Below are 15,040 nucleotides of genomic sequence, written 5' to 3' on the forward strand. Positions count from 1 at the left end.
AAGGCGTCTTCTGCCCTCCATCTGGAATTGACGAAGCCGGTCCCATCAACGATTGTCCGGCCGAAAATCGATCTGGAGCAATTCTTAATGACGACCGGTAATGCAGAATTTTCCAAGCGGCTGGACCAGACCGCGGAAGATACCGAGGCCCTGCTTGCAAAATTGCTGTCGGATGCCATCGAAACCGACGAGATCGTGCGCCCGAAGCGCCTGATCGAGGCGATGCGCTATTCGAGCCTCGGCGGGGGAAAGCGGCTGCGGCCGTTCCTCGTGGTCGAGAGCGCCGCGGTGTTCGGCGTGCCGCGCGAGGCCGCGCTGCTGGCGGGTGCGGCGCTCGAATGCATCCACTGCTATTCGCTGATCCACGACGACCTGCCGTCGATGGACAATTCCGACCTGCGTCGCGGCCGCCCCACCCTGCACAAGGCCTATGACGACGCGACCGCGATCCTCGCCGGCGACGCGCTGCTCACTATCGCCTTCGACATCATCACCCGCGACGCGATCCACAAGGACGCGCAGGTGCGCCTGCTCTTGACCCGCGCGCTGGCGCGCGCCTCCGGCATCGGCGGCATGGCCGGCGGCCAGATTCTCGACCTCGCCGGCGAAGGCCGCTTCGGCGACCGCGAGCCGGTCGACGTCGCCCGCCTGCAGCAGATGAAGACCGGCGCGCTGCTGCGCTTCGGCTGCATCGCGGGCGCGATCCTCGGCAAGTCCTCCGAGAAGGAATACCAGGCACTCGATGATTACGGCAAAGCGCTCGGCGAAGCCTTCCAGATCGCCGACGACCTGCTCGACGTCGAGGGCGACGCGGCCGCGCTCGGCAAGCCGGCCGGCGCGGATGCAGCGCTCGGCAAGACCACCTTCGTCACCCAACTCGGCATCGACGGCGCCAAGCAACGCGTGCGCGACCTGTTGGCGCGCGCCGATGCCGCGCTGTCGATCTTCGACGGCAGGGGCGACGTGCTGCGCGCGGCCGCGCGCTTCGTCGCCGACCGCAAGAACTAGCTGACGTCGCGGGTGCTGAAATGAACAAGGAGCTCGACGACCACCTTGTTCGCTTCAAGAAGCTGCCGCTGCCGGTGCGCGTGGTCGTGGGCCGGCCGCGCACCTTCGCCTCGCTCGGGTTCGGCATCCTGGCCGCGCTGCTGGTGCCGGGATCGCCACGCTTGGTGACGCGCCTGCTCACCGGATGGGATGCGTTCGCCGCGCTCTATCTCGTGCTCGCCTATGTGATGATGCTGCGCTGTGGCGTCGCCCATATCAAGCGAAGCGCCATCCTGCAGGACGATGGCCGTTTCCTGATCCTGCTGCTGACCGCGTTCGGCGCGCTGGCGAGCCTCGCAGCCATCGTGTTCGAGCTCGGCGCGTCCAAGGGCAGCCCGGCCGGACTGGCGCTGGCGGTCGTCACCATCACGTTGTCATGGGCCGTGGTCCACACCGCGTTCGCGTTGCACTACGCCCACGAATTCTACCGTGGCAAGACGCCGGGCGGTCTGCAGTTTCCGAGCGGCGACGCACATGCCGATGCGGATTATTGGGACTTCGTCTACTTCTCGTTCGTGATCGGCATGACCGCGCAGGTCTCCGACGTCGGCATCACCGACAGGATCATCCGCCGCACCGCCACCGTGCACGGCATCATCTCCTTCGTGTTCAACACGGCGCTGCTGGCGCTGATGGTGAACATCGCCGCGAGCGCGATCTAGAGCATGATCCGGAAAAGTGTGAAGCGGTTTTTCGAGAAGATCATGCTCAAACAAGAAGCTAAAGCGCGATGACGATTCAACCTAATCTCATCGCGCTTTAGCCTGCGGCGCGCGTCACGTGTTCCTGATATTGCGGCAGGTCGTCCGATATCGTGTACCACGATGCCTTTGAACCAACGAAGATATGCGCAGTCGGGCGGATCGTGGGCGCGTCGGTCAGCGTTCCCATCGCGACGTGGACAAACGCCCCTTCGCGGACGACGGAATAGAGCAGCGAGCCGCAGCGGGCGCAGTGTGCGTCATGCGTTATCTCGTCGCCATAAATCAAAAGGTTGTCGCGGCCTCTGGTGACGTCAAACCGATCGCGTGCGATCCCTGCGAACGGCTTGAACGCCGATCCCGTGGTGCGCCGGCAGTTCGAGCAATGGCAATTGAGCGCATAGGCGAACGCATCGGCGACCTCGTAGCGCACCGCGCGGCAGAAGCATTCGCCGACAAGGATGCGAGCGTTCGAATTCTCCGATTGAATCACACTTCACTCCCTCACGCAGATTTTTAAGGCATGGATCGACGGTTCATGGCTTAATCCCATCAGACCACAACCCTGCCGGGAGGACCACCCATGAGCCACGATCGATCGAGTGTCGAAGGCGTCGTACAAACCTATTTCGATGGCCTCTACGAAGGCAGCACCGACAAGCTCGGGGCGATCTTCCACCCCTCCGCCGACCTGCGCTGGCTGGAGAAGGGCGAATTGCAGGTCCTGACCGTTCCGGACTGGCTCGAGCGCGTGCGCAAGCGGCCGTCGGCGAAGGCAGAAGGCAAGCCGCGCGAAGACTTCATCGTTACCATCGACCGCTCCGACGACAACACGGCCTTCATCAAGGTGCGCTGCCAATTGCCGCCGCGCTACTTCACCGATTATCTGGTGGCAATGAAGCTCGCCGACGGCTGGCAGATCGTCTCGAAATCCTATCGCTACGACCTTCGCGAGTGACGGGGCACCATCGCGGCAGCTGAGTTCATCTCCGGCAGCCCTCTAGCGACAGACACGCCTAGCCGCGAGCGAAGCCGACTCACGGCTGACCTGCTCCTGCGACTTTGGTGTCATAATCGACGCGGGCCGGCGGCTGCCGGACCGCATTGACTGATGTTGGTTTCCGGGCGAATTGAGCCGATATGGAAGCCAAGTTTCAGATCTTTCTCATCCTGCTGGGACTGCTGGCGGGAACCGCGCTGCTGGCGCGCCGCATCGACGTCGCGCCGGCGATCCTGCTTTTGCTGGTCGGCGTCGTGCTCGCCTTCGTGCCGGGCATGCCTTCGCTCGAACTACCGCCGGAACTCGTGCTTCTGGTGGTGCTGCCGCCGCTGATCTATTCGGCAAGCGTCGCCATGAGCTGGCGCGAGTTCAAAGCCAATCTGCGGCCGATCATTCTGCTGTCGGTCGGCTGCGTGATCTTCACCGCGTTCATGGTCGCGGCCGCGACCCATTACCTGATCGGACTGCCCTGGAGCATCGGCTTCCTGCTCGGTGCCATCGTCGCGCCGCCGGATGTCGTGGCGCCGCTTGCGATCGCACGCAAGCTCGGCATGCCGCGCCGCATCCTGGTCGTGCTCGAGGGCGAAGGCCTTGCCAATGACGCGACCGCGCTGATCCTCTATCGCTTCACGCTGGCCGCGATCACGACCGGGCTGTTCTCGCTGCCGAAGGCGACCGGCGCCTTCTTCGTCATCGTCGTCGGCGAGATCCTGTTCGGCATCGCCGTCGGCTGGCTTAGCCTGCGCGCCCGCCGTCGCGCCCGCGACCCGCAAGTCGAGATCACGCTGTCGCTGATCACGCCCTACCTCGCCTACTGGATTCCCGAACACCTCGGCGGCAGCGGCGTGATCGCCACGGTGGCCTGCGGGCTCTATATGAGCTGGAATGGACCGCTGTTGATCTCCGCCGCGACGCGGCTGCAGGGCATCTTCTTCTGGGACCTCATCATCTATTTGATCGAGGGTCTCCTGTTCCTGATGACCGGCTTCCAGATGCGCTCGCTGGTCGAGAGATCGAAGGCGTTTCCGCTGGACGACATCCTCACGGCCACCGCGCTGGTCGCCGTCATTGTCATTGTCGCGCGCTTCGTCTGGGTGTTCCCGGGCACCTATCTGCCGCGCTGGATCAACAAGGGGCTGCGCGACCGCGATCCACTGCCGTCGTGGCGGGCGGTGTTCGTGGTCGCCTTCACCGGCGTGCGCGGCGCGGTCTCGCTCGCAGCGGCGCTGGCGCTGCCGCTCGCGCTGCCGAACGGCGATCCCTTCCCCTATCGCGACCTGATCCTGTTCGTCGCCTTCGGCGTGATCTTCGTGACACTGGTCGGACTTGGACTGGGATTGCCGTCGGTGGTGCGCTGGCTCGGGATCGCCAGGGAGGGCCACAGGGAGCACCTCGCCGAGCACGAATCGGAAATCTCGGCGCGGCGCGACGCGCTGGCGGCCGCGCTGAAATCGCTCGATGCCATCACCGACGACCGCGAGCTGTCCGACGAGGTCGTGAAGCTGTTGCGCTCGCGGCACGAAATCCGCATCAACCAGCTGCCCGACTCGCTCGACCCCGACAAGCACGACACCTCCGCTGCGGGCACCGAGCTGACCCGCGAACTGATCGCCTCGGAGCGAAAGTTCATCCACGCGCTGTTGCGCGACGGCAAGATCACCGACGAGACGCGGCGGCGGATCGAACGCGATCTCGATCTGGAGGAAGCGAGCCTCAGCAATCGGGAGTATCGGCGAGTTCCGCTGTAGCCTCCGCGCGAGTCATTGCGAGCGGAGCGAAGCAATCCATGCCACCGCGTATGGGGAGCGATGGATTGCTTCGTCGCGGAGTTTATCATCCGGCCCGCCGAAGGCGGGACCGGGTGGCTCCTTGCAATGACGGGGGTGCCTACTCCGCCGCCGCATTCTGCCCCGGGCCGCCGACGAATCCGGCCGGATCGCCGAACCGTTCGATCATCACCGCGGTGAGGTCCTTGGTCTTGCTGGTCACGCAGGCGCCGGAGCGCACGGTGTAGCGGTCCTGGTGCTTCGCATGCGGCGGCGCCTCGCCCCGCTGCAGCGCGCGCGCGGCCTCCATCACCAGCTTGCGGAAATGCATGATGCCGAGATCGGTCGGCCCCAGATGCTCGCGGGTACGATCGGCGATCGGGCCCTGACTGTCCTGCACCGCGGCGTCTTGCTCGGAGACGCCCTTGATGCCGGTGTAGCTCGTCGTCTTCTGCAGCTTGCGGTCGATCAGGTAGTCGTTCGACTTGTTGCGCAGCGGCACGTAGTTCGCGTCAACCACCGCCATCACGCCATTGCCATTGGCGTAACCATCGCGCTCGGCCTCGGTCAACGGACGGTGAGGATTCCACGCATAGGTGTAGATCCAGCAATTGGTGTCGGTGACCGGCACGAAGGTCTGGCCGAAGATGTTCTCGCCCGGCATCGAGCTCGGCGCGTAGCTGTGGAAAGGCATCAGGAACTGGGCGATGCGCCAGTAGATGTTGTCGGTGCCGGTGAGCCGCCCGCCCGCGACCGTGAGGCCGGCGTCATGCGGATTGATCTTGATCACCGGGCGCGGGTCCTCGGCGATCCAGCGCATGTGGTCGGTCGCGACCCGCGTCAGCGGATTCACGAAATGCTTCTTGACGTCGAGGATCTCGTTCTCCTCCTTCTCGAAGGAGAGATGCGCGAAGGTGAAATGCGCGGTGTCGATCGAGCCTTCCACCGCCTGCACCCAGTTGCAGTCCTGCCATTTCTTGGTGACGAAGCGATGCGACGGCGGCAGCAGCGCCATCTCCAGCGCCGGCAGTTCCGGCATCTGGTCCGCCGGGCCCATATAGGCCCAGATCATCTCGCCCCATTCGCGCACCGGATAGGACTTGATGCGGATCAGGTCTTTCGCATTGAGGTCGGGATAGGACGTCGGCATGTCGACGCAGCGGCCGTCGGTGTCGAACTTCCAGCCGTGATAGACGCAGCGGATGCCGCACTCCTCGTTGCGGCCGAGCCAGAGATTGGCGCCGCGATGCGGACAGTATTGATCGATCACCCCGACGACGCCGCGGCTGTCGCGGAAGGCGAGCAGTTCCTCGCCCATGACAACGATCTTCTTCGGCTCGCCGTCGGCTTCCGGCAATTCCGCAGACAACAACACCGGAATCCAGAACCGGCGCAGCAACTCGCCCATTCCCGTTCCCGCACCCGATTCGGTGAGGAATTTGTTGTCTTCGGCGCGAAGCATGGGCGACCTCCCGAGATTTGTTTTGGTTTTGGGAAGCTTGGCGCAGACGCCAGCAGGCGTCAACGGAGCCCGCCTCACACCGGCCGCTCCCCCTTCACCGTCACGCGCGTGCCGGAGCGGGTGTGCGGCCAGTAGTCCCACATCGCGCGGTGCTGGGCGCAGCGGTTGTCCCAGAACGCGATTGCGTTCTCGGTCCAGCGGAAGCGGCACTGGAACAGCGGGTTCTCGGCGTGCTGGTAGAGATAGGCGAGCATCGCGTCGCTCTCGTCGCGGGGGATGCCGACGATGTAGCGGGTGAAGCCGCGGTTGACGTAGAGCGCCTTCTTTCCCGTCACCGGATGGGTGCGGATGACAGGATGCTCGGCGCGCGGATAGGTCTGCTTGTCGGCGACGCCGTAGTTCGCATAGAGCCCGCGGTAGGTCTGCTCGCCGTCATGCAGCGCGGTGAGCCCGTCGAGATAGGCCTTCATGCGATCCGACAGCGCCTCATAGGCCGCATACATGTTTGCGAACAGCGTGTCGCCGCCGCGCGGCGGGCACTGCTTGATGTAGAGGATCGAGCCCATCGGCGGCTCGAGGTCGCAGGACACGTCGGTGTGCCAGCCCTCGCCGTTGGCGCGCGGCGAATCCTTGTCGGCATAGATCTTCATCAGCGCCGGATCGCCCTCGTTGGGCGCGGCGGGATGGACATGCAGCTCGCCGAACTTGCGGCCAAAGGCGAGGTGCTGGTCGGAGCTGATGTGCTGGTCGCGGAAGAAGATGACGAGGTTTTCGGCGAGCGCGCGATGGATCTCGTCCATCTGCCGGTTGGAGCGCGCATCGCCATCGACGAGCTTGCCGATATCGACGCCGGAAATCTCCGCCCCGATGATCGGCGTCAGCTTTTCGACTTCGATGGTCTCGTAAGGCTCGGACTCGTCAGTAACGTGGCGATAGCGCGGGCCTTGCTTGCCGGACAGTGAGCTCATCGGCGTTCTCCCAACCGTTCTTGATTGGGAACATGGTAGCCCGGATGGAGCGAAGCGCAATCCGGGATCAGCCCATGCATGGCAGCATCGCCCCGGATTTCGCTTGCGCTCCATCCGGGCTACGGGACCGCGCTCTACTCCGCAGCTCCCGCAGTCTCCGGCAGCTTGGCGCCGTTGCCGTAGCGCTGGTCGATGTAATCGATCACCAGCGCCTTGAACTCGGCAGCAATGGTCGGGCCGCGCAGGGTGCGGAACTTCTTGCCGTCGACGAAGACGGGCGCGGCCGGCGCTTCGCCGGTGCCGGGCAGCGAGATGCCGATATTGGCGTGCTTGGATTCGCCGGGGCCGTTGACGATGCAGCCCATCACCGCGACGTTGAGCTGCTCGACGCCGGGATACTTCGTCTTCCAGGTCGGCATCTCGTCGCGGATGAAATCCTGGATCGAGCCCGCCAGCTCCTGGAACGTGGTCGATGTGGTGCGGCCGCAACCCGGGCAGGCCGCGACCAGCGGCACGAAGGTGCGGAAGCCCATGGTCTGCAGCAATTCCTGCGCGACCTGCACTTCCAGCGTGCGATCGCCGCCGGGCTCCGGTGTCAGCGAGATGCGGATGGTGTCGCCGATGCCCTGCTGTAGCAGGATGCCGAGCGCGGCCGAGGAGGCGACGATGCCCTTCGAGCCCATGCCGGCCTCGGTGAGGCCGAGATGGATCGCGTAATCCGAACGGCGCACGACTTCCTGATAGACCGCGATCAGATCCTGCACGGCGGACACTTTTGCCGACAGGATGATCTTGTTCTTCGGCATGCCGAGCTCTTGGGCGCGGGCGGCCGACAACAGCGCCGACTGCACCATGGCCTCGCGGGTCACCGCGCGCGCGTCGCGCGGATTGGGCGAAGCCGTATTCTCGTCCATCAGCTTGGTGAGCAGCTCCTGGTCGAGCGAGCCCCAGTTGGCGCCGATGCGCACCGGCTTGCTGTTCTTGTTGGCGATCTCGATGATGTCGGCGAACTGCGTGTCGCGCTTGTTCTTGAAGCCGACATTGCCGGGATTGATGCGGTACTTGTCGAGCGCTTCCGCACAGGCCGGATATTCGGCGAGCAGCTTGTGGCCGATATAGTGGAAGTCACCGATCAAGGGCGTGGTGATGCCGCGCTTGCGCAGGCCGTCGCGGATATGCGGAACGGCGGCAGCGGCCTCCTCGCGGTCGACGGTGATGCGCACCATCTCGGAGCCGGCGCGCGACAGCGCGGCGACCTGGGCGATGGTGCCCTCGATGTCGGCGGTGTCGGTATTGGTCATCGACTGCACGACGATCGGCGCGCCGCCGCCGACGGCAACATTGCCGACCATGACCTGTGTGGTTTGGTGTCGCGGCTGGGGACCGGCGACATCGCTCTCGGGCAAAATCTCGGGCTTGTTCATGGCGTCTCGAATATCAGGTTTTGGTGACATTCACCAAGGGGGCGGTAGCGGGCGCTGGGGTGACGGGCAGATTTAGCTTTTTCGCTGCGAATTCAACAGCTTATGCCGTCGATTGGGGCTAAAAGCAAGCCATGCAACGGCGTCCTGCATGACCGCTATATTGGACCTGACTTGGGTGATTCAAAGGGGCAATGCTTTGGCTTTTCATGTGATCTGGCGCACCTCGGGTCACTTGGGTTCAGCATAATGGTCTCGGAAAAATCAGGTCCACTTTCCCGGATCATGCTCTAGCATCCCCTTAACGTGATCTCGGGAGGTGGCCTATGGCGGCGCATAGCGAGCTGATCACCACGGCGGAACTTGCCGAGATCCTGAATCGGCCCGAACTGCGCCTGTACGACTGCACCACCTATCTCGAGCCGGTGCCGCCGGGCAGCGGCGTTCCCTACATTGCCGTGTCGGGGCGCCAGACCTTCGAGGCGGGCCATATCCCCGGCGCGAATTTCCTCGACCTGCAGGGCGAGTTCTCCGATCCGAACACCGACCTGCGCTTCATGATGCCGGCCACCGCAAAGCTCGAAGCCGCGTTCGGCCGCCACGGCATCTCGGCGAACAGCCGGGTCGTGCTCTATTCCATCGGCACGCCGATGTGGGCGACGCGCTTCTGGTGGATGCTGCGCTCGCTCGGCTTTGACGGCGCCTCGGTGCTTGACGGCGGGATCGACAAATGGACCGCCGAGGGCCGCGACATCGAGACCGGCCTGACCGGCGACTATCCATCGGCGACGTTCTCTGCGAGGTCCGTGCCCGGCCTGTTCGTCGGCAAGCATGACGTGCTGGCCGCAACCGCCGACCGCAACACTGTCATCGTCAACGCGCTGGGCCCGCAATTCCACAAGGGCCTGGAGCCGAGCCGCTATGGCCGCCCCGGACGCGTCCCCGGCAGTGTCAACGTGCCGGCGGCAACCCTGATCGATCCCAAGAGCAAGGCCTTCGCGCCGCTGGCCGAGGCTGAAGCGACCTTCGCCACACAGGGCATCACGCGCGATAAGCGCGTCGTCGCCTATTGCGGCGGCGGCATCTCGGCCACGATCGATCTGTTTCAATTGCACCGGCTCGGCTACGACAACCTGACGCTCTATGACGGCTCGATGGGCGAATGGGCCAAGGACGAGTCGCTGCCGATCGAGACGGGGTAGGATCAGGCCGGCACGTTCGGATCCGGCGTCAGCTTCGGGTCGGGCTTGTTGACGAGGTAGAGCCCGACGATCACCAGCAGCGCGGCGATGCCGAACACCGGTGTCAGCGCATCGTGCAGGATGAAATAGGCCGCGACCACGCCGAACAGCGGCGTGAAGAAGGTGAAGGCCGAGAGCTTGTTCGCCGAATAGACCTTCACCATCGCAAACCAGATCACGAAGGTGCAGCCGACCACCCAGAGCGCCTGATAGGCGAGCAGTGAAATCGACAGCGCGCTCGGCATATGCGTGATCTTCTCGCCGAAGATCCAGGAGGCAAACGCCAGGATCGGGATCGACACCGCCGCCTGATAGCCGAGCGCCTTTTCCGGCGCCGCCATGCGCAGGCGCGTGCCCTTGGCGACCAGCGTGGTCGCCGCCCACAGCACGCCGCCGCCGACCACCATGAGGTCGCCGAGCAGCACCTTGGCATCGACATTGGGCTGCGGCACGCCGATCGCGAGCGCAACGCCGGCGAAGCTCAACGCCAGTCCGCTCCATTGCAGCGCGCTCATCCGCTCGCCGAGGAATTGATGCGAGCCGAGCGCGACGAAGAACGGCGCGGTGTAAAGGAACACCGCCGCGCGGGAGGCCGAGGTGAAGACGAGCCCGGAGAAGATCAGCACGAACTCGATCCCGAACATCACGCCTGCGGCGAGGCCGGGCAGCAGCGTACCGTCGCGCTCGAAGAACTTCACGCCGCGCAGCCAGCCGACGAGCACCATAACCGGCAGCGCGCCGGCGGAGCGGATCAGGGCCTGCAGCATCGGCGGAACGTCTGGTAGCGCGAGCTTGACCGCGATCTGGTTGAAGCCCCAGCTCAGGCACAGCATCAACATGAGCGCGACGGCGCCTGGGGGCAGCCCATGGCTGGCGCTGACGGGCCTTACAACGTTGCTCGAGATCGCTTGGGTGGACATCGTTCCTCGTGGCCGGCTTGAGCGCCGTGTTGTTATGATTCCAGCTTCGCCGCGTCATTGCGAGCGGAGCGAAGCAATCCATTCCGCCACTTGCGGAGGCATGGATTGCTTCGTCGCTTCGCTCCTCGCAATGACGGGGTGAGCATCTCAGATCAGCTACTTCTGGCAGTGGGCACAGGTGCCGGCGATTTCGACGACGGAGAGCTTTGGGATGAAGCCCGTGGCCCGCGCCGCCGCGGTCAGACTCTGCGCGACGGGCGCCGCCGGGATTTCGCCGACCGAGCCGCAATGGTCGCAGATCAGGAATGCCACCATCGAGGTCTCGTCGTGGTCGTGCGCGCAGGCGAGGAACGCGTTGCGGCTCTCGATGCGGTGAACGAGCCCGTTCTCCATCAGGAAGTCGAGCGCGCGGTAGACCGTAATCGGCGCCGGCCGCGGCATCGACTTGGCGAGCTCGTCGATCACCTCGTAGGCGCCGAGCGGCCGGTGGCTGGACAACAATGCCTGCAGGACCTGGCGGCGGATCGGGGTGAATTTCTGCGCCCGGCGCGCGCAAACCTGCTCGGCATGCGTCATCGCATCGGCGGTGCAGCGGCCGTGATCGTGATCCGGCGCGGGGAATGTCGGCTTGGCCAGGCTCATTTGCCCCGATTTGTAGCATTTCAGTGCTCATTCCCAAAGCCCGCATGCCCTGCGATGCCCCAGCCATGTGTCCAGTGCGGATCAGCCTCCCGTTAACTCGCCATCCAGATTTAATGAGCAAGCTTATTATTATCCATGCTTATGGAGAGAGGGCCAAACCAGCCATGCACGGTTCCGTGGATATGAACTTCCTGTTCACGCTCGGCGAGGTGTTCCGGCTAATCCGCGTCTACGCCGACAAGGAGGCCGCCCGCTACGGCATCACGCGCGCGCAATGGGCCGTGCTGGCCAAGGTCGAACGCAGCGAAGGCCTGAAGCAGACCGAGCTCGCCGAACAGATGGAGATGCAGCCGATCACGCTGACGCGGCTGATCGACAAGCTCTGCGACAATGGCTGGATCGAGCGCCGCGGTGACGAGACCGACCGCCGCGTCAACCGCCTCTATCTGAAGAAGGCCGCGCGCCCGCTGCTCGGCAAGCTCGCAGGGCTGCGCTCCGAACTCACTGCAACCGCACTCGAGGGCATCAGTCCCGCGGACGCTCACCGCATGCTCTCCCAACTGGAATCGATCAAGGAAAACATCCGCAATGCCATCCAAGCCCCGGCCGGCGAGTCTCCCCGAAAGGAGCAGCGCTATGGCTGATCCGGTCCTCAAATTCCCGCCCGAGCAGAAGGCCCATCCGGGCGCGGCCGCGCCGGAGAAGCTCGCCGCCCAGCCGCGCCGCCGGTTGCTGGCCGGCATGCGGCGCTATCGCCGCGTCCTGCTCCTGGTCGTGCTGCCGCTGGTCGCAGCCGTTGCCGGCATCGTGTTCTACCTGAACGGCGGCCGCTACGTGACGACCGACGACGCCTATGTCGGCGCGCAGAAGGTGCTGATCACGCCCGACATCTCCGGCAAGATCTCCAAGGTCGTGGTCAGGGAGGGCCAGCAGGTCAAGGACGGCGACGTGCTGTTCGAGATCGATGCCGAACCGTTCCAGCTCGCGCTCGACCAGGCCAAGGCCAGTCTCGAGCAGGCCAAGACGAGCTATGAGAACCTCACCGCCAACATCAAGATCTACGGCCAGATGTTCGACCTCGCCCAGCAGGGCGTCGAGCTGAAGCAGCGCGACGTCGAACGCAAGACGGCGCTGGTGAAGAACAATGTCGGCTCGCAGCTCGACCTCGACAATGCTTCCAGCAGCCTCGTCACCGCGGCCGCGCAGGCGCAGTTCGTCAAGCAGCAGCTCAGTAACGCCAAGGCGCAGCTGCTCGGCAATCCCGAATTGCCGCTGGAGCAGTTCCCGCCCTACGCGCAGGCCAAGGCCGCGCTCGGCATCGCCCAGCGCAACCTCGACCACACCGTGCTGCGGGCGCCGATGGCCGGTGTCGCAACCCAGGTCGACCAGATCCAACTCGGCCGCTTCGTCACCGCCGGCACGCCGGTGTTCTCGGTAATCGACGTCGCCAATCCCTGGGTCGACGCCAACCCGAAGGAGAGCGACTTCACCTATGTCGCGGTCGGCCAGACCGTCGAGCTCGACGTCGACGCCTTCCCCAACCACGTCTTCAAGGGCAAGGTCGGCTCGCTCTCGCCCGGCACCGGCGCGCAGTTCGCGATCCTGCCGCCGCAGAACGCCACCGGCAATTTCGTCAAGGTGGTGCAGCGCGTGCCGGTCCGCATCTACTTCGATCAGAACGACAAGTTCGTCTCGAAGCTCAAGGCGGGCATGAGCGTCTATGTGACCATCGACACCAACCATCGCCGCACGTTGGCCGGCCTGCTCGGTCTCGCGCCGGCGTCCGCGCACCAGGACTGAAAGTTCGGATGAGATTAGGTCGAATTGGCAACCGCGATGGCAGTGCGCTCCCTCTCCCGCTTGCGGGGGAGGGCTGGGGTGGGGGCTCTCTCCGCATATCCCTCTGCGAAGAGAACCCCCACCCGGATCGCATCTTCGATGCGATCCGACCTCCCCCGCAAGCGGGAGAGGTGACTTTCGACCCGCAAACAGGACTGAACTGAATGACCGCACCGTCACCATCCGCCGTTCCCGGCCTGCGCCGGAACATGGTGACGATCTGCGCCATGACGGCGACGATCATGCAGGCGCTGGACACCACCATCGCCAACGTCGCGCTGCCCTACATGCAGGGCACGCTGTCGGCCTCGCAGGACCAGATCAACTGGGTCCTGACCTCCTACATCGTCGCGGCCGCGATCATGACCGCGCCGGTCGGCTGGATCGCCAACCGCTATGGCCGGAAGCGCATCTTCATCATCTGCTCCGCCGGCTTCACCATCGCCTCGGTGCTGTGCGGCCTCGCGCAGGACATCAACCAGATGGTGCTGTTCCGCCTCCTGCAGGGCGTGTTCGGCGCGGCGCTGGTGCCGCTGTCGCAGGCCGTGATGCTCGACTCCTACACACTGCAGGAGCGGGCGAAGGCGATGTCGATCTGGGGCATGGGCGTGATGATGGGCCCGATCATGGGCCCCTCGCTCGGCGCCTGGCTGACCGAGACCTATTCCTGGCACTGGGTATTCTTCGTCAATTTGCCGTTCGGCGCCATCACCGTGCTCGGCCTGATCGTCTTCATGGACGAGACCAAGCAGGACCTCAATCTGCGCTTCGACTGGTTCGGCTTCTCCGCGCTTGCGGTCGCGATCGGCGCGCTGCAGCTCGCGCTCGACCGCGGCGAGCAGCTCGGCTGGCTGGAATCCAACGAAATCGTTGCCGAGTTCATCATCTCCGCGATCGGCTTCTACTATTTCTTCGCCCACTCGCTGACAACGGACCAGCCGTTCATCCAGTTCGCGCTGTTCAAGGACAAGAACTTCCTCTCCGGCTGCGTGTTCATGACGGTGATGGGCCTCGTGCTGTATTCGACCATGGCGCTGGCCTCGCCTTACTTGCAGAACGTCATCGGCTATCCGATCATCACCGCCGGCCTCCTGCTGGCGAGCCGCGGCTTCGGCACCTTCGTTGCGATGATGCTGGTCGGCCGCATGATGCGCTATATCGAGGCGCGCACGCTGATCATTTCCGGCCTCGGGCTCACCGCCGCCTCGCTGTTCCGGATGACCGGCTGGACCGACATGACCCAGGCACCGGAGATCATCGTCGTCAGCATCATCCAGGGCTTCGGCTTCGGCCTCGTCTTCGTGCCGCTGTCGACCGTGGCGTTCCTGACCTTGCCGAACCATCTGCGCACCGACGGCACCTCGATGCTGACCCTGATGCGCAACGTCGCCAGCTCGGTCGGCATCTCGATCGTGATCGCGCAGCTCACGGAGGGATCGCGGCGCATCTACGCCAAGCTGTCGGAGCACATCAACCCGTTCAACCACGCGCTGCAGATGCGCGACGTCTCCGGCAAGATCAACCTCAACAGCAACGCCGGCCGCGCCATGGCCGACAAGATGGTGGCCGCGCAGTCGCAGATCATCGCGTTCTCGCACGACTACCAGCTCGTGATGCTGTTCATCCTGGCCTCGATCCCGCTTGCGATCATGATCGGCTCGACCAAGGCCACGCTGCGCGCGCAAGCAGCGCCGTCGGACCATGCGGCGGTGATGGAGTAGGCTACTCCATCTCCTCAACGCCGTTGTGGGCCGCCGAGTCGCACACCGCTCCTTCCCCGTCATTGCGAGCGAAGCGAAGCAATCCATTGTTGCTGCGCGCGTGGAGGCATGGATTGCTTCGTCGCTCTGCTCCTCGCAATGACGGGGGCGAGATCCTGATTCGATTGTCAAATAGCGAAGAGAGGACGTGAGGTCGCATTCTCGCGGCGCGATGCGTCCGAGGTATCCTGGAATCTTCGCCCTTCTGAAGAACAGAGGGCGCAGGGAAAGCCGGGCGCCGATTGCACCCATGGGTCCGGTGCAACAAAAAGC

The 15,040-nt window shown here is 64.5% G+C and carries 14 protein-coding genes; 8 read left to right on the top strand and 6 right to left on the bottom strand.

Annotated features, from left to right (window positions below; translation table 11 throughout):
• The first annotated feature begins 87 nt into the window (after positions 1-87).
• The gene (locus ACFFWD_RS27015) at positions 88-1,008 is read left to right on the top strand and encodes a polyprenyl synthetase family protein (RefSeq protein ID WP_376970337.1); all 921 of its coding nucleotides are present in this window, start codon (positions 88-90) and stop codon (positions 1,006-1,008) included.
• A gap of 20 nt (positions 1,009-1,028) precedes the next feature.
• A complete protein-coding gene (locus ACFFWD_RS27020) occupies positions 1,029-1,709 on the top strand; it encodes a DUF1345 domain-containing protein (RefSeq protein ID WP_376970339.1) in 681 nt (226 codons plus the stop codon).
• Between the two features lie 97 nt (positions 1,710-1,806).
• Here the strand turns inward: ACFFWD_RS27020 and ACFFWD_RS27025 are convergent, their stop codons facing one another.
• Entirely contained in the window at positions 1,807-2,241 is a 435-nt protein-coding gene (locus ACFFWD_RS27025) for a GFA family protein (RefSeq protein WP_376970341.1), read from the bottom strand.
• A gap of 90 nt (positions 2,242-2,331) precedes the next feature.
• Here ACFFWD_RS27025 and ACFFWD_RS27030 point away from each other — a divergent pair, with 90 nt between their 5' ends.
• Both ACFFWD_RS27030 and ACFFWD_RS27035 read left to right on the top strand, forming a co-directional pair.
• Positions 2,332-2,706, top strand: a complete 375-nt coding sequence (locus tag ACFFWD_RS27030) for a nuclear transport factor 2 family protein (protein WP_376970343.1) — start codon at positions 2,332-2,334, stop codon at positions 2,704-2,706.
• 182 nt (positions 2,707-2,888) lie between these two features.
• Entirely contained in the window at positions 2,889-4,496 is a 1,608-nt protein-coding gene (locus ACFFWD_RS27035; protein ID WP_376970345.1) for a Na+/H+ antiporter, read from the top strand.
• A gap of 139 nt (positions 4,497-4,635) precedes the next feature.
• Here the strand turns inward: ACFFWD_RS27035 and ACFFWD_RS27040 are convergent, their stop codons facing one another.
• The 3 genes from ACFFWD_RS27040 to ispG all read right to left on the bottom strand — a co-directional run bounded on the left by ACFFWD_RS27040 (position 4,636) and on the right by ispG (position 8,368).
• The gene (locus ACFFWD_RS27040) at positions 4,636-5,976 is read right to left on the bottom strand and encodes a Rieske 2Fe-2S domain-containing protein (RefSeq protein WP_376970347.1); all 1,341 of its coding nucleotides are present in this window, start codon (positions 5,974-5,976) and stop codon (positions 4,636-4,638) included.
• A 74-nt stretch (positions 5,977-6,050) separates the two neighbouring features.
• Positions 6,051-6,944 (bottom strand): TauD/TfdA dioxygenase family protein, encoded by an 894-nt coding sequence (locus ACFFWD_RS27045; RefSeq protein WP_376970349.1) that lies wholly within the window; start codon positions 6,942-6,944, stop codon positions 6,051-6,053.
• Between the two features lie 134 nt (positions 6,945-7,078).
• Positions 7,079-8,368 carry a flavodoxin-dependent (E)-4-hydroxy-3-methylbut-2-enyl-diphosphate synthase gene (gene ispG, locus ACFFWD_RS27050; protein WP_376970351.1) on the bottom strand — a complete coding sequence of 430 codons (1,290 nt, stop codon included), beginning with the start codon at positions 8,366-8,368 and terminating at the stop codon, positions 7,079-7,081.
• 323 nt (positions 8,369-8,691) lie between these two features.
• Between ispG and ACFFWD_RS27055 the strand changes: the two genes are divergently transcribed.
• The gene (locus tag ACFFWD_RS27055) at positions 8,692-9,567 is read left to right on the top strand and encodes a sulfurtransferase (RefSeq protein ID WP_376970353.1); all 876 of its coding nucleotides are present in this window, start codon (positions 8,692-8,694) and stop codon (positions 9,565-9,567) included.
• Between the two features lie 2 nt (positions 9,568-9,569).
• Here ACFFWD_RS27055 and ACFFWD_RS27060 read toward each other — a convergent pair whose 3' ends face one another.
• Together ACFFWD_RS27060 and ACFFWD_RS27065 are read right to left on the bottom strand one after the other, a co-directional pair.
• Positions 9,570-10,526: a DMT family transporter gene (locus ACFFWD_RS27060; RefSeq protein WP_376970355.1), complete on the bottom strand. Its 957-nt coding sequence runs from the start codon at positions 10,524-10,526 to the stop codon at positions 9,570-9,572.
• Between the two features lie 156 nt (positions 10,527-10,682).
• The gene (locus ACFFWD_RS27065) at positions 10,683-11,168 is read right to left on the bottom strand and encodes a Fur family transcriptional regulator (protein ID WP_376970357.1); all 486 of its coding nucleotides are present in this window, start codon (positions 11,166-11,168) and stop codon (positions 10,683-10,685) included.
• A gap of 164 nt (positions 11,169-11,332) precedes the next feature.
• Here ACFFWD_RS27065 and ACFFWD_RS27070 point away from each other — a divergent pair, with 164 nt between their 5' ends.
• The 3 genes from ACFFWD_RS27070 to ACFFWD_RS27080 all read left to right on the top strand — a co-directional run bounded on the left by ACFFWD_RS27070 (position 11,333) and on the right by ACFFWD_RS27080 (position 14,728).
• Positions 11,333-11,812 (top strand): MarR family winged helix-turn-helix transcriptional regulator, encoded by a 480-nt coding sequence (locus tag ACFFWD_RS27070; RefSeq protein ID WP_376970359.1) that lies wholly within the window; start codon positions 11,333-11,335, stop codon positions 11,810-11,812.
• Positions 11,805-12,968 carry an HlyD family secretion protein gene (locus ACFFWD_RS27075; RefSeq protein WP_376970361.1) on the top strand — a complete coding sequence of 388 codons (1,164 nt, stop codon included), beginning with the start codon at positions 11,805-11,807 and terminating at the stop codon, positions 12,966-12,968. Before ACFFWD_RS27070 ends, ACFFWD_RS27075 begins: the two co-directional genes overlap by 8 nt.
• A 203-nt stretch (positions 12,969-13,171) precedes the next feature.
• Positions 13,172-14,728, top strand: coding sequence for an MDR family MFS transporter (locus ACFFWD_RS27080; protein ID WP_376970362.1), 1,557 nt, complete (start codon positions 13,172-13,174; stop codon positions 14,726-14,728).
• Positions 14,729-15,040 lie beyond the last annotated feature (312 nt).

This window comes from Bradyrhizobium erythrophlei, assembly GCF_042430365.1.
Lineage (GTDB): Bacteria > Pseudomonadota > Alphaproteobacteria > Rhizobiales > Xanthobacteraceae > Bradyrhizobium > Bradyrhizobium erythrophlei.

What these genes read in the sequence shown, in the direction of transcription:
- ACFFWD_RS27030 (WP_376970343.1), top strand. Translation starts at nt 2,332, where the DNA reads ATGAGCCACGATCGATCGAGTGTCGAAGGCGTCGTACAAACCTATTTC.
- ACFFWD_RS27055 (WP_376970353.1), top strand. Translation starts at nt 8,692, where the DNA reads ATGGCGGCGCATAGCGAGCTGATCACCACGGCGGAACTTGCCGAGATC.
- ACFFWD_RS27020 (WP_376970339.1), top strand. Translation starts at nt 1,029, where the DNA reads ATGAACAAGGAGCTCGACGACCACCTTGTTCGCTTCAAGAAGCTGCCG.
- ACFFWD_RS27080 (WP_376970362.1), top strand. Translation starts at nt 13,172, where the DNA reads ATGACCGCACCGTCACCATCCGCCGTTCCCGGCCTGCGCCGGAACATG.
- ACFFWD_RS27040 (WP_376970347.1), bottom strand. Translation starts at nt 5,976, where the DNA reads ATGCTTCGCGCCGAAGACAACAAATTCCTCACCGAATCGGGTGCGGGA.
- ACFFWD_RS27045 (WP_376970349.1), bottom strand. Translation starts at nt 6,944, where the DNA reads ATGAGCTCACTGTCCGGCAAGCAAGGCCCGCGCTATCGCCACGTTACT.
- ACFFWD_RS27075 (WP_376970361.1), top strand. Translation starts at nt 11,805, where the DNA reads ATGGCTGATCCGGTCCTCAAATTCCCGCCCGAGCAGAAGGCCCATCCG.
- ACFFWD_RS27060 (WP_376970355.1), bottom strand. Translation starts at nt 10,526, where the DNA reads ATGTCCACCCAAGCGATCTCGAGCAACGTTGTAAGGCCCGTCAGCGCC.
- ACFFWD_RS27065 (WP_376970357.1), bottom strand. Translation starts at nt 11,168, where the DNA reads ATGAGCCTGGCCAAGCCGACATTCCCCGCGCCGGATCACGATCACGGC.
- ACFFWD_RS27015 (WP_376970337.1), top strand. Translation starts at nt 88, where the DNA reads ATGACGACCGGTAATGCAGAATTTTCCAAGCGGCTGGACCAGACCGCG.
- ACFFWD_RS27070 (WP_376970359.1), top strand. Translation starts at nt 11,333, where the DNA reads ATGCACGGTTCCGTGGATATGAACTTCCTGTTCACGCTCGGCGAGGTG.
- ispG (WP_376970351.1), bottom strand. Translation starts at nt 8,368, where the DNA reads ATGAACAAGCCCGAGATTTTGCCCGAGAGCGATGTCGCCGGTCCCCAG.
- ACFFWD_RS27035 (WP_376970345.1), top strand. Translation starts at nt 2,889, where the DNA reads ATGGAAGCCAAGTTTCAGATCTTTCTCATCCTGCTGGGACTGCTGGCG.